9 protein-coding genes, 1 pseudogene and 1 CRISPR repeat array are annotated in these 14,486 nt (G+C 37.6%); of the genes and pseudogenes, 6 read left to right on the top strand and 4 right to left on the bottom strand.

What is annotated here, in order from left to right:
• The first annotated feature begins 110 nt into the window (after nucleotides 1-110).
• The 3 genes from L6494_RS27365 (at nucleotide 111) to L6494_RS27355 (ending at nucleotide 3,178) form a co-directional block, all read left to right on the top strand.
• Complete coding sequence (locus tag L6494_RS27365) at nucleotides 111-500, top strand: hypothetical protein (protein ID WP_237996821.1); 390 nt, start codon at nucleotides 111-113, stop codon at nucleotides 498-500.
• A 377-nt stretch (nucleotides 501-877) separates the two neighbouring features.
• Nucleotides 878-2,701 carry a hypothetical protein gene (locus L6494_RS27360; protein WP_237996818.1) on the top strand — a complete coding sequence of 608 codons (1,824 nt, stop codon included), beginning with the start codon at nucleotides 878-880 and terminating at the stop codon, nucleotides 2,699-2,701.
• Nucleotides 2,702-2,728: 27 nt separating this feature from the next.
• Nucleotides 2,729-3,178: a SitI3 family protein gene (locus L6494_RS27355; protein ID WP_237996816.1), complete on the top strand. Its 450-nt coding sequence runs from the start codon at nucleotides 2,729-2,731 to the stop codon at nucleotides 3,176-3,178.
• Between the two features lie 53 nt (nucleotides 3,179-3,231).
• Here the strand turns inward: L6494_RS27355 and L6494_RS27350 are convergent, their stop codons facing one another.
• The 3 genes from L6494_RS27350 to L6494_RS27340 form a co-directional block, all read right to left on the bottom strand.
• The gene (locus L6494_RS27350; RefSeq protein ID WP_237996807.1) at nucleotides 3,232-3,372 is read right to left on the bottom strand and encodes a hypothetical protein; all 141 of its coding nucleotides are present in this window, start codon (nucleotides 3,370-3,372) and stop codon (nucleotides 3,232-3,234) included.
• 40 nt (nucleotides 3,373-3,412) lie between these two features.
• Nucleotides 3,413-7,159, bottom strand: coding sequence for a CHAT domain-containing protein (locus tag L6494_RS27345; RefSeq protein ID WP_237996805.1), 3,747 nt, complete (start codon nucleotides 7,157-7,159; stop codon nucleotides 3,413-3,415).
• Nucleotides 7,160-7,298: 139 nt separating this feature from the next.
• Nucleotides 7,299-8,063, bottom strand: a complete 765-nt coding sequence (locus tag L6494_RS27340; protein ID WP_237996804.1) for a DUF4384 domain-containing protein — start codon at nucleotides 8,061-8,063, stop codon at nucleotides 7,299-7,301.
• 231 nt (nucleotides 8,064-8,294) lie between these two features.
• Here L6494_RS27340 and cas1 (L6494_RS27335) point away from each other — a divergent pair, with 231 nt between their 5' ends.
• Nucleotides 8,295-10,316 (top strand): CRISPR-associated endonuclease Cas1, encoded by a 2,022-nt coding sequence (gene cas1, locus L6494_RS27335; RefSeq protein WP_237996802.1) that lies wholly within the window; start codon nucleotides 8,295-8,297, stop codon nucleotides 10,314-10,316.
• A gap of 205 nt (nucleotides 10,317-10,521) precedes the next feature.
• A CRISPR array of direct repeats spans nucleotides 10,522-11,570; the repeat unit is 35 nt; unit sequence CTTTAAACTTCTTCGGAAGTTGAATTAATGGAAAC.
• A gap of 162 nt (nucleotides 11,571-11,732) precedes the next feature.
• Here the strand turns inward: cas1 (L6494_RS27335) and L6494_RS27330 are convergent.
• A pseudogene (locus L6494_RS27330) lies at nucleotides 11,733-12,446 on the bottom strand (Rpn family recombination-promoting nuclease/putative transposase).
• 236 nt (nucleotides 12,447-12,682) lie between these two features.
• Here L6494_RS27330 and cas1 (L6494_RS27325) point away from each other — a divergent pair.
• Nucleotides 12,683-13,726, top strand: coding sequence for a CRISPR-associated endonuclease Cas1 (gene cas1, locus L6494_RS27325; protein ID WP_237996794.1), 1,044 nt, complete (start codon nucleotides 12,683-12,685; stop codon nucleotides 13,724-13,726).
• A 2-nt stretch (nucleotides 13,727-13,728) separates the two neighbouring features.
• Nucleotides 13,729-14,007 (top strand): CRISPR-associated endonuclease Cas2, encoded by a 279-nt coding sequence (gene cas2 / locus L6494_RS27320; protein ID WP_179049594.1) that lies wholly within the window; start codon nucleotides 13,729-13,731, stop codon nucleotides 14,005-14,007.
• Nucleotides 14,008-14,486 lie beyond the last annotated feature (479 nt).

Here is a 14,486-nt window from a genome sequence, read left to right as displayed (position 1 = left end):
CAACTGTGAATGAGGAAATCAACACATGAATGTGCAATGACTCATTCTCAGCATAGAAATTATCAAGCATATTTTCAGCAAAGTTTATTTAACTTTAGGAGATTTGTACAATGTTGACCCAACTTCGCAACACTTTAATAGGTGCTACCTTAGCATTTTCAACCCTATCAGTCGCTAGCCAACAATCTTTAGCAAACGACATTCGTGATTTCTCTGTTTATAACAGAAATAGACTAGCAATTGTTGGTTTTTATGTTTCTTCGCAATATTCTGACTCTTGGGGGTCAAATATTCTCAACTCTATCGTATCGAGTGGTGAAACAACAAAGGTCACATTTCATGATGATAACTACCAATGTGTTTATGATATTAAAGCTGTCTACAGCAATGGGACTTACGATAGGGGTCGATATAATCTCTGTACAACTTACGTAGTACGCTTTTATGGATATGGAGGAAATTACAGATCAAGAAGACGAGTCAATTCACAATCAATTTAGAATGTAGGGTGCGTCAGTATAAATAATTTCTTGGTTTAACGTGAGTTCAATGACCTCTCCCCAAACCCCTCTCCGACGCGGAGAGGGGCTTAAATATCTTGAAAGCTCAAGGAAAAATGAAGGTTTTGAAGCCTCTCTCCTTGCAGGGGAGAGGTTTGGAGAGGGGTCTTTTAAATTCGTCGAACCCATGTTGTTTTAGTTAGGTTTTTTGACACTGACGCACCCTACTAAACTTCTAAGTCAATAATTTTAGTGTCAATGATTCCATTTTTGTCATTCGCATTAAATAGCCCCACTAATTTTTGATCATTTGTAATCTATAAATATCATTAAAGCTTCAATTGAGAGCAATTTGATATTAATCAATGGGGTTTACCATGAATTCTAATAATAAAATAATTACCAATTTACTACTGAGCCTAATTTTAACCAATAATGTAGTCAATATTCAACAACAGGCAATAGCTGCTGAGGTTATTACTCATCAACCAGAACTTCGTAAGGGTCTATTCGATGATATAAATCGTGTAATTGGTGGTAAAAAAATCTGTGTTGCTGGATTTTGTATTGATAGTGGACAATTGACAGAATCACTATTAGCCAAACAACTCAGAGAAATATCAGAAAAAAATGCCCCAGTCACAGTGAGCAGTGACAAACTGTTTCCGAGAACTCCTTCTCTTCCAGGAAATGAATTTAACCCTGTAGTGCTTGATTTACAGAATGCTAATCCACAAGATGCTATACCTCCTGGGGATTATGCTATTTTTGTGGAAGTTTACTGTTTGCAAAAAGTAGCAGCAAGTCCCAATGGACATCGTTATCTTTTAGGACAATACGGAGGAAAGCGTAAGGAGGTATTAGCGGCATTAAATTTAGCAACAGCTAATTCTGATCTTGCTCATCAAGACTTACAAAATCTTTCCTGGGCTATCCAATCAGGTATATCCTATGAGAATATGCCCCAACCAATGCAGGAATTAGTAAATAAATTAATTCCTCAGCATCGTGCTAAGTTAAATTCAGGATGGTGGGAACAAGTAGAAAAAACTTGGAATGAAGGTTCACGCTTCTTAAATTTACCCTCCTTTGAGACATTTATTGCTCAAAATCTGGGAGATGTAGGACGGACTTTACTCGCAACTAAACAGGTTCATCAACGATTAGTCTCTCGTGGTAGTGATTGGCGCAATTTATCAGATATTTTCATTATTAATGATGGAACTCAAGGAACAGGAAATGTTTTAGCAACTCCTTGGAGTCAACTATCTAACGGTGTTTACGCACGCTTTATAACTGAAGGAAATGCTCAAGATACTGGTTTGTTGCTATTGCGGATTACCGATAAGCAAAGCAGTAAAGAATTAGGTACAGGTAGAAACAAGGCTTTACCATTACTGACTCTTATTGGTGCAGCTTTAACAGTTTATGATTTGTACGATTTAGTGACGACTCTAGTAGCAGTTCCAGAAGGTAATAGAAATATACAACCTTTAGCTATGTCACCGGAATTAGCCGCAATTACACCCGATTGGAGAGATACTGTAGATGTAGGGTTACAATTGTGCGATCGCAGAAGAATACCCCGTGGTAGAGTATCTGGTGCAATCAATATTTTATGTAGCATTGCTAACGGTAAACCAAGAGTTAAAAAACCAGGTGTCAATCAATCTGATATTGCTCGTGGAAGAAACAACACTGGTAATGATAGTGGCGGGAATAATAACAACAATCAACGTCCTGACAGAAATCCTCAAGATACTACTAAACCTAACAGGACAGCAGGTTCTAAACAACCAGGAAGTAAACCTCGTGGTACTAAGAGCGAAATTAATCCTCAATCTAACAAAGAAACTCAAAGAAGTATCAGACGAGAAAATGAATCAGCTGATATTCTCGCTGATAAAGGCTATGATGTCCAACAAAATCCAGCACCTTTACCTAATGGGAAAAAACCTGACTATAAGATAGAAGGTGAAACATTTGATGCTTACTCTCCTTCTGGCTCTAACACTGATACAATTCGTAAAAATATTAGCCAAAAAATCAAGGAAGGTCAAACTGAAAGAATTGTTCTCAATCTTGAAGATAGTAATGTCAACATCAATGACTTAGAAAGTATTTTAAATAGAAAACCAATCGAAGGACTAAAGGAAATTATTGTCATCAAAGATGGTCAAGTTATTCCTTTATTCCCATAAATAACTTTAGCAAACAAGGAGTGAGTCATGGCTTTAAGCTATGGATTAGAACTGGAGACTGATTTATCACCAAAGCAAGTATTACAAATACTATCTCAAAAGCTTGATTTAAAATGGCAACAAGAAACTTTACATGGGTCAGGGGTGATGATAAATTCACATATAGAGGATGAAGACAATCAACTACTTTTTGCTGAAAAACTTGGTTATAAACCATCTGTATTCGTTGGTTTTCGTGTTAATCCCAATCAAGATTTTGAGGAAGGAATGCGTACAATGATTCGAGCCTGTATGAATTTGCTCACACAAATCAAGGGAAATGCTGTGCTGCTTTTCAATTATGAAACTATTGTTTTCCAACGCATCAATCACGAATTAATCTTTAATCAAGAAATGCGTGAACCTTGGATTGACGCAGAAATGACTAATCTGAACACCCCATATAAACTACAATCTTTAGTATCCCCATTGCTGTAAACAGCACTTTCAAATAATTATTAACATAAATTAAACGTAGTGGACTGACACGACTAAAATGATGGATTAGGTGTAGGTTGGGTTGAAGCGAAAGCGTAGGCGTAAGCCTTCTCGTAGAGTAACCCAACACCTTGATCAATGTTGGGTTTTCTAACGTCAAACGCCACTCGCCCCAAGCCGGGAGACCCGTCCAAGGCGGTGGCTTCCCAACCTACATTTTTTGCCCTTTTAACTTTAAATTTTTCCCGCCAGAGTATTGTTTTCCCCTTGACAAATCCATGCTCCCCAGTAAAAAGGATGCTTTAGAGGTGTATCATTTTCTTGGCAGTTAATTTTACTATCTGCAAGTAATTCTTCTACATCTAACAATGTTTTTAATACTTCTAAACCTAAAGCAGACTGTCGTAATTCTCGAACTGTCATGTTACGTATATAATTTTGCGCCTCTTGTAAAGCTTCCATACAACCCATACTAGACTGCAAATTATCAAAGAAACGCTCCATAAGTAAAGCAGTCACTTTGTCAGGAACAGGCCATAAACTCATCACCAAAGTTTTTGTCCCCGCTACTGCAAAAGCGCGACGTAATCCAAACACACCTTCACCAATTTGAATGTCGCCTCTAGCAGTATCACAAGCACAAAGAACTGTCAGTTCATTACCCCATAAATCCAAACTGGCGATATCTTGAGCAAACACAAAACCTTTACCTGCATCTTTGGGGATATTTCCGCCAGATAGCCAAGTATTAGCACCTGCTAGAGCTAATCCAGAACGCATCATGGGATTGTTTACCTTAGTTGTTCGCAGACGTTCCATACTCAATAGGTTAGGTTTATTAGCGACTGGTTTGGACTCAGAATTAGGTAAAAATAAACCGTGGGTAGCAATCAGCATGATACTAGGACACAGGCTTTTTGTCAGGCGTATTTCTAGCGCGTCTGCACCTATATATAATTGTGCATCTGGGAGTTTTTTCGCCACCCTTTCACCTAACAACCGCGTACCAGGAGCGCGAAGCAATTTTTTACCTGTGAGAGTGCTAAGTAATTCTGGTATTTGCTGTGTAGGTACATCAGTTAAAGTCAGTTCCTCTTGCGAGACTGAATCTGCTTTTAAATCAAAATCAGGATCAGCAATAATTAGTGGTGCAGATATAGAGTTTCTTGATGACTGGATTTGAGGACGCAGAATTTCTCTACCCACACTAAGATAACTGATAGTATGCTCATCCATTAATAGACGCGAACCAGTAGCATCAACAGGTAATATCTGAAATGGTACTAAGTTTAAGTTACTGTCCGGTGCAATAATTAAATGTCTGCAATCTTTGACTAAATCCCGAATGGGTGCAAACAATGCTTGACTAAGTTGAATCGCTGCTTGGGGATGATAAGTTTTAATTTGTAGTGCAGGAGCTTGACTATTTTTACTCCAGCCTAATGTCGCCTGGGTATAGTCGGATGCTTGTAAGTGGAATTCTTGAATCAGTTGGTCAATGGTTGCGGCTGCTCCCAAGTCTACCATCTCTACTGTATCTGGTTGTCCAGCTTTGAAGACAAAGACCAAGTATCGGGATGGATACCATTGTGTTTCGTCATTTGCTGGGATGGCTTGAAAATCAAATACATCAAAGCGGACGAATTCTAGTAAAATTGAGTCAGGTGGTAATGCTGTGGCTATTACCTGACGGTCAAAGTTTAGCTCAGATAACTGAATTTCCGGTACTTGCAGAGCCAGTTGTTTTTGTAAGTAGTTATATTGAGCTTGTAATTGTGCTAAATTTTCTCTGTAACTGGTCAACTCTTCAGAAAAAGTCAAGTGGATGATTTGTGAGTTTAAATTACTCAACTGGCGTAGCTGTGCTTGTAGTTGGGGATAGCGTCTACTATTAAGTGCAGCGTTTTGAGCCGCTAGAGCTGATGCAGTCAGGGCTTTACGCTGTAGTATGAAGTCAAATGCAGCCAGTTTGGCATTCTCTGAGTGATATAGGTGGCTGTATACTAGGGAGAGGAATAAGTCAAAATCTTTTCTGATTTTTTGTAAAAAGGACAGGCGATCACTTTCCGAACTAAACGCAAATATATTGCGAATCATCTTGTTATTAATTTTACTTGCCTGCACACGATATGCTAAAGCTGACTCTGGACGATGAGTAGCAGTCAAGAGCGTAGCCAAATTATTTAAGCTAAAGGCCACATCAGGATGTTCATCTCCCAGTAAGCGTTTTCGCATTGCTAAAGTTTCTAAATATTTGTGTTCGGCTTCTGGGTAACGTCCCAAAGAAAAGTATAATTCTCCTAAATTATTCAGACTAGTAGCAATTTGAATATGTTCTTCACCTAATAATAACTTTCTTAACTTTAATGTTTCTAAATGTAATGTCTCTGCTGCTTGATAACGCCCTTGAAAATCATAAATTACAGCTAAGTTATTCATACTACTAGCTACGTGTGGATGTTCATTACCAAACACATCTTTTACAATCTCTAAAGCGGCTAATAGTAATGACTCTGATTGCTCATATTGAGTTAAATCATCATATAACACTGCTAAGTTATTCAAACTAGCTGCAATTAATGGATGTCTTTCTCCTAATAGACGTTTCCTCATTCCTAAAGACTGTATACTCACTTGTTCTGATTCTAAATATCGTCCTTGTACCCGGTAAAGTGCTGCTATTTGATGTAGAGTATCAGCAATCACAGGATGTTCATTACCTAAACTGGTTTTTTGAATTTCTAAAGCTTGCAGATATTTTTGTTCAGCTTCCGAATAATTGCCTTGTTCCTCATAAAGTCCAGCCATATTAGTTAAAATATTGGCAATAGACAGATGTGTTTTTCCCCGGAACTTTTCTAAGATTGGTAAGGCTTGTAAATATTGTTTTCCGGCTTCTATATAGCGTCCTTGATATGTGTAAATCAATCCTAAATTACTTAAACTTTTAGCCATATCAGGGTGTTCAGCATTCAACAAACGCTTTCTTAGATCATAGGCTTCTAGATACTTATTCTCAGCCGCTAAATATTTGCCTTGAATGAGATAGAGTTCTGCTAAATTATCTAAGCTATGAGCTACATCGGGATGTTCATTTCCTAGTAAGCATTGATTCATTGCCAACACTTCTAAAAATTTCTGCTCGGCTGCTATATAATTTCCCTTATCCTGATAAACACCACCTATATTACTTAAGATATTCGCAATATCAGGATGTGCATCACCAAATATGTTTTGAGAAATTTCTAATGCTTCCCAAAATTTGCTTTCAGCTTCTAAATAACGTCCTTGAGCATCATATAGTTTTCCCAAATTATTTAGACTAGCAGCAATATCAGGATGTTTATCTCCCAACAATTGTTTTTTCATAGCCAATGTTTCTAATTGCATTTTTTCTGCATCAGCATAGCGTCCTATTAATATATAAATATTTGCTAAATTAGTTAAGGATTGAGCAATGTCTGGATGTTCATCACCAAACAAGCTTTTTCGCATTGATAAAGTTTCTAAATGTACTTGTTCAGCTTTGAAATATAGTCCTTGTTCTCGATAAACTTCTGCTAAATTGTTTAAAGTTGTAGCAATTTCAAAATCTTCTTGTCCATAACATATTTTCCACAACTCCAAAGCTTGTAAAAATAATTCTTCTGCTACTGTATAGTTACCTTGGGCATAATATAATGCTGCTAGATTATTTAAAGATTGAGCCACATCAGGATGCTCTACACCAAAGAGTTTTTTTCTAATATCTAAAACTTGTAAATACAAAGGCTTGGCTTGAGAATAAAGTCCTTGAATCCGGTATAATTCAGCTAGATTATTGACGCTATCGCAATATGCAGAATTATCAGTGCATCGCTGATTTATTCCCATATCTACAGCTTGTTGAGCAATAATCATCGCTTGTGATAAATTACCCTCTCCAGCTAGTCTGACTACTTCTAAGTTGAGTTGAATTAATTGGTTAATAATTTCTTCCATAATTCAAGTGAAAAATAAAAGTGTAAAAGATGTAATAAGTTGTAAAACTAATTTTGAAGGTTCGTAGTAAGGACTTTAGTCCTGATTTTTCAAGGACTAAAGTCCTTACTACCAACTTGCTTAACTCAATCTACAATTTTCATTTGATTTCATATTCTGTATACATAATTTTACAGGTTGAATTGCGACTAATAAAGTCGCATAATTCACTCAAATGAGTTTCTGTTAATTCTAATGGTTCATCATTTTCATTCGGTAGCCAATTTAAAATGGGTGTTGATTCTGTGATGATTGCGAAAATTGTTTCTTTACCTGGTGTTCCTTCAATTTGAAAAGATTTCATTGGTGAATCCTCTTGTGGTAAAAGTGTTTTACCTTGATTTAAATATGTCTGGGGTGCAAAACACGAAGGACAGAAACACCAAATACTTCCTGATGTATCTTTTTGTATAAGTAATAAATGTCCTGGATGTTCCAGATTAATTTCAAAGCGAATCTTACTACCTATTGATACAGACTTTTCATAAATAGTTTTATTTTGCCAACTCCAACCCAGTGTTTCTTCTTTAACTAACACTAAACCCATTTTTTCACTAGGATGACCTAATGATTGCAGTTGCTGCCAAATTTCTGCAAGTGGTGTGAGTGGTTGTTCTGGGTTTTCTGTTGTGATATCTAAATTAGATGGTATGGCGATATCTTGCCAGTCTAATTCCAGTATTGTGCAGATTTCTGTGAAAAGATTATAACTAATTGGTATACCGTTAAAAAATTTACTAATAGTTGCCCAAGAAGCTACATGAACATCATCAGCTAATGTTTGTTGAGTCCAGTTTTTACGTAATAAGGCATACTTGGCTTTTTCAATACCTTGTGGTGATGCTGTTAATGTCCTTTTTGGCATAGTCAGGAAAGTTAAAAGTTAACATTTAAAAGAGGTTGGGCGTATTTTGTAAATTATATACAAAGTTATATCCTCTGGGCAAAACTTATACAGGTACTTATATAGCTGTTAGCGACAATCAAGTTAAAGGTATCAAGGTTTGTAGTAAGGACTTTAGTCCTTAGAAAGTTGAAGGACTAAAGTCCTTACTACGAACCTATTACTTTTGCCTTTTAACTTTTAACTTAAATCATGTTCACTATCGAACAACTGTATTTCGCTTGGAGTCAAGTCCGTGCGGGAAGTCGTAGTGCTGGTGTGGATGGAATTAGTGTTGATTTGTTTGCAGCTTCGGTTGATGAGCAGTTACCAATTCTACTACGCCAGTTACAACAGGAATCTTATTGTCCTAGTCCCGCTAAAGGATTTTATTTAACTAAAAAAAGTGGAGGTAAGCGGTTAGTTGGTATTCCCACTGTGCGAGATAGAATTGTGCAACGTCTGTTGTTAGAGGAGTTGTATTTTCCTCTGGAAGAAACTTTTCTTGATTGTAGTTACGCTTATCGTCCAGGGCGGAATATCCAACAAGCCGTACAGCAATTATTCTCTTATTATCAATATCGTTCTACTTGGATTATTAAAGCTGATGTTGCTCAGTTTTTTGATAATTTATCTTGGGCTTTGTTGTTAACTCAGTTGGAAGCTTTGCAGTTAGACAGTACCATTTTGCAGTTATTAGAACAGCAAATCAAAGCTGGTTTAATTATTGCTGGGAAGTACATTAATTTTGGTAAAGGTGTATTGCAAGGTGGAATACTTTCTGGTGCGTTAGCTAATTTGTATTTGACGGCTTTTGACAAAAGATGTCTTGGGAATGGAATTAGTTTAGTTAGGTATGGAGATGATTTTGCGGTGGCTTGTAGTAGTTGGTCGGAGGCTAACCGCGCTCTGGATTTAATCATAGCTTGGTTGGGCAATCTTTACCTGACTTTGCAACCAGAAAAAACTCAGATTTTTGCACCCCATGAGGAGTTTAAGTTTTTAGGCTATCGCTTTGCAAATGGTCATGTTTATGCACCGCCACCACCAGAACCTAAATTGAATGGGGAATGGTTGGTGAATGCTTCCGGTACGCCTTACTTTCGTCCCAAGGAAAGACTTTTTAAATTTGTTTCTCGTCCACCGAAAGCTTGTGATATCAGCAAGCCGGCGAATCTTCCTCGCGCACCTATTTCTCATCTTTGGCAGGATTCTATGACTACACTATATATAACGGATCAAGGTGCTTATTTGAGTGCCAAAAATCAGCAGTTTCAGGTTTTTTATCAACGGGAATTGCGGATGAAAATTCCTGTCATGCGCGTGACGAATATTGTCTTGTTTGGTTGTTGTAATGTTTCTCATGGTGCTGTGAGTGTAGCATTACAGCGACGGATTCCGATTATGTATTTGTCGCAGAAGGGACGATATTTTGGGAGGTTACAGGCGGAAGGGATGGCGAAGGTGGAATATTTGGCGCGTCAAGTTGAATGTTCCCAAAATCCTGAGTTTACTAGAAAGCAAGCTGAGGCTATAGTTTGGGCGAAGTTACATAACTCTCGAAATTTGTTGATGCGATTAAACCGTCGCCGCAATTCTCAAGAAATAGATGATACTCCTGTGTTAGCAGCCATTAAACATTTGGATGTTTTGATGGACAAATTGTTTTTTGCAGAAACTATGGATGCGTTACGGGGATATGAAGGACAAGCAGCAACTACATATTTTCAAGCATTAGGAACTTTATTTGTTGGGAAATTTCAATTTGAAAAACGGACTAAGCGTCCACCAAAAGACCCAATTAATAGTATGATGAGTTTGGGTTATACGCTGTTGAGTCAAAATGTGCATTCCTTTATTCAAACTGTAGGCTTACATACTCATTTTGGTAATTTGCACGTTCCGAGAGATAATCATCCGGCTTTGGTTAGTGATTTGGTTGAGGAATGGAGAGCGCAGTTAGTTGATTCTCTGGTTGCTTATCTGGTAAATTCGGAAATTTTTACAATTGATGATTTTACTTATCCAGATGAACGAGGAGGAGTATATTTTCAGCCTCATGCACTCAAAAAGTTTCTCAAGCATTGGGAGGAAAAGTTACAATCGGAGATCACACACACTCATACAGGGCAAAAATTGGCTTATCGTCGCTGTATTGAGTTGCAAGTACGAGAGTATATTGCTTGCTTGATGGGTGAGGTGAAGGTGTATCGACCGATGATTTGGAAAATGTAACGAAATGTAAATTTGCGGGGGGTAGGCAATGGCTGAAATACTGATTCTATCGTTACCCCCCGCAAATCGCTTTCTGGGTAAGGGTTTGAGTGCTGTCCTCTAGGGTATTGTTCTCAATAAACTAGGCTTATTGACAGGTGGTCTTGACCCCCCGCAAATTTGGCTGTATATAATTAAGTCAGGGTAAGGTTTTCAGAAGCCAAGCCTTTAAACTTCTTCGGAAGTTGAATTAATGGAAACTCTTGGTCATTGACCGAAACCACGACACACTCTATTCTTTAAACTTCTTCGGAAGTTGAATTAATGGAAACATAAGCACTGTATTCTGGCAGTGTTGTGGAAAATGCTTTAAACTTCTTCGGAAGTTGAATTAATGGAAACAGCCACGAGTGCCTTCACTAATACCACCAAACTTATTGATGCTTTAAACTTCTTCGGAAGTTGAATTAATGGAAACACGCATACGATCCTGTCCTTGATCAGTCCCAGCCTCCTTTAAACTTCTTCGGAAGTTGAATTAATGGAAACATGACCCTGTATGAATCCAGGGCGGGGGAGTAGATCTTTAAACTTCTTCGGAAGTTGAATTAATGGAAACAAAAAATCTTTTTTTGCTATCCAGCAAACAGCCTTAAGCTTTAAACTTCTTCGGAAGTTGAATTAATGGAAACCAAATCGTCAATTGCAGTAGCAAATCTATGAAACAGCTTTAAACTTCTTCGGAAGTTGAATTAATGGAAACAAATTGATTAGTAATCTTGCCCTATCAATTTGAACTTTTCTTTAAACTTCTTCGGAAGTTGAATTAATGGAAACAAGCTTCTTTGATTACATTAGCAGTCGTAGAATCCAACTTGCTTTAAACTTCTTCGGAAGTTGAATTAATGGAAACGTTAGAAGCTGCCCTGATCGAGCATTGCTTCTAGAAATCTTTAAACTTCTTCGGAAGTTGAATTAATGGAAACGTTACGCGCTGCCATCAACCCTTGATAATAGGTGATGGCTTTAAACTTCTTCGGAAGTTGAATTAATGGAAACAGTTTAACAACGAACTAACAGATGCTAGAATCCGTTGGTCTTTAAACTTCTTCGGAAGTTGAATTAATGGAAACAGTCAGCGACTTTACGAATGTGAATTCCGTTTACATCTTTAAACTTCTTCGGAAGTTGAATTAATGGAAACGTTGAGGCTTCGGCAAGAAGCAGGTCGGCTATTTGACTTTAAACTTCTTCGGAAGTTGAATTAAGAAAATGTTGATGCGATCGCCTTTTCATATTTGATGAGTAGTGGTATGGAGAAAAAAGGCGATGGTCTGCGACCGACCGGAGGTCATCGCTTTTTTCATCTTCATCATCTCAAAAAAAAGAGATGAGATATTTGTATATCTCATCTCTTTTTAGAAAAATTAGAATCATTTAACGACCAGGATTTTGCTCAAGCCAAGTGACTAAATCACCGACTTGTATAAAATCTAAAAATTCTTCTCCCAATGCTTCTAATTGTCCTGTAGACAAGACTTGAATGCGCTCAATTATGGCTGAATCAATTTCGCCAAATCGCCGATTTAACTGACGCATTAAGAAACGCAAAGCTTCTTTTTGTTCACCTTTGCCCAAAATATACTGATAAATTACTGATTCTTGCATAGTCTCCTCCCGTAACAATCGCAGAATCAAATCTTGCTCAAACTTTAACCCCGCGAAAATCTCTGTATAAGCCCAAATTATTCAGAAATATAGCTGAATCTTGCTCCCACATTCTTATCACTTGATAGTGATGAATTGTCGTCTCGCTGACATATTCTGTGGTAAAAGCAATTTCATCCCTGGTTGGTTGCAAGAAAATTACTACTTGGGTAACAGGAAGTTGATATTTCTGTGTTAATCGGACGTAGTAATCTAGCATCCGCAATCCTAGTGGGGTTTTAGATTTGATTGTGGTTTGAAATTCGAGATGTAAAATCCGATTTTCTGTTTGTAAAAATGTCCTGCATCAGCACGAATTGGTTCAATGCTCAATTCGGTTATTAATATTTTAATTTGCTGTGGTTCTTGATTTAATAACCACCTAATAAAATCACGGGGATATTTTTCTGCGAGGTTTTTACAGAGATTATCATATTCTGCCATTTAGAGATTAATGAGGATGTTTATTATACATAATAATCAATTATAAAATAACTTGTATCGTAGCGCAATTTATATACACCAAAAAACTTATATACAAACTTATATACAAAGTAATTTTAGTTATATATCAGGTTATATAGGCATCTGAGAGGATGTAATTAAGTAAGGGAACAAGCCGTACAACATAACAGTTGCCGATTGTTTTTTTACTTTTAACCTTTTATTTAATTCTAACTATGTCCACAATTTACATCACTGAGCCAGAGGCAAATTTTCAAGTGCAACACCGTTATTTAAAGGTGTTTCACCAGCAAAAGCAATGTGTTAGCCTGCGAATTAGCAATGTCAGTCAAATCATTATTTTTGGTAATATTAAGTTACCAAATGATGTAGTTAAAGCTGTAGTAGCTCATCAGATCCCAGTGCTTTATTTAACTACAAATGGGGAATTCATAGGCAGATTAGAAAACCCAGCACAACGCCAATATAAATATCAAACTCATCAACGCCAACGCGCACGTAATGCAGAATTTAATCACGCTACTGCCGAAAGTATTATCTGGGCAAAGTTGCATAACCAACATACATTTATGCAAAGCTGGACTAGATATTACGCCGACCATACAACCCAGCGTGCATTAAATTACCTCACACTGTTGATAGATAATTTATCACTGGCAACATCTGTTGATCAACTGCGTGAATATAGCGAAGAAGCAGATCAAGTTTATTATAATGCTGTTACTTCACTACTCAAGTTTCATAACTCCTGTTCGCGCTTTCAGGAACAGCGTATAAACGGGTTATTTAACTTGGGATATCAACTGCTACATCAATATATATACACCTTGCTTGACACCGCAGGGCTTCATCCCGATTACGCCATCCTACACCGCAATGTACACCATGAGTTACCCCTAGCATGGGATTTTACCGCCGAGTTTCGGACTGCGATTGTTGACGACTTAGTATTAAATTTCGCCCGAAATTTCCCCCACACCAACGGAAATGGGAATGGAAACGGTAAAGGTCAGCCACGTAATATTTTGCAACGTTTCCTGCAACATTGGGAATCTAAGTTGAGAACATTTGTACTACACCCCTACGGTGGAGAATTTAGCTATCGCCAGTGTATGGACTTACAAGTACGAGAATATCTTGCGTGTCTGCTGGGTGATGTGGAATATTATCGTCCGCTTGCATTCAAACATCATCCTGCACATTCTGACTTTGCCAAGATCAGTGAATCCCAAAAAGCACCGTTAACCCTGGTGAAGTAGTAATGTTCTATTTAGTATGCTACGACATTGTGAGCGATACTCGCCGTAACAAAGTGGCGAAACTTTTAGAATCCTACGGTTTACGGGTACAAAAGTCAGTTTTCGAGTGTGTATTAGATGAGAACCAGTACACTACTCTATCCAAATACTTAACTCGACTGGTAAATAAACGCGAAGACCAAGTACGATTTTATCCTATGTCTGCCCACACTCGTTGTAAGATTGCGGTCTTGGGAACAGAACCGGAGTTTGTGATTGATGATGCGGCGTTTATCGTTTAGTAGCTACGAGCTTTAGACAGTATTTACCATAATCAATATACCAAAATGACTGCTGAAAAAAAAGCACGATCTCCACCTCTTGTCATGTAAACATTTCAACACTTTCGGTCAAGTTTGGATAATCGGAAACTATTGAATGCAGATTCAATCTTCCAAATTCTGTTTAGTTTTTACTTCCAAAGTTCAAAAAAAACTGGATACTTTATCTTCTTCAGACCGCAAGCAATACGACAAAGCTTTTAAATGTTTTGCTGAACAAGGTGCAGCTTATCGGAGTTTAAGAACACATCGATATCGCTGCAAATATGGTGTTGGAGTTCTTCTGCATCTATGGCAAAACGGTTTTACTGGCGTTACATCGATAAGCAAAGTATTGAGATTGTACACATAGATTCTCATTAATTAGGCTAAAAGTAGAAGCCGGTGTAACACGTTACCAGAGATTTTACCGTGCGTTAGGACTAGCGTTCATAACGCAC

Origin of the sequence: Nostoc sp. UHCC 0870, assembly GCF_022063185.1 — a bacterium.
Taxonomy (GTDB): domain Bacteria; phylum Cyanobacteriota; class Cyanobacteriia; order Cyanobacteriales; family Nostocaceae; genus Trichormus.
The sequence above is the reverse complement of the archived record's forward strand: the minus strand, read 5'-3'. Positions and strand labels throughout refer to the sequence as shown.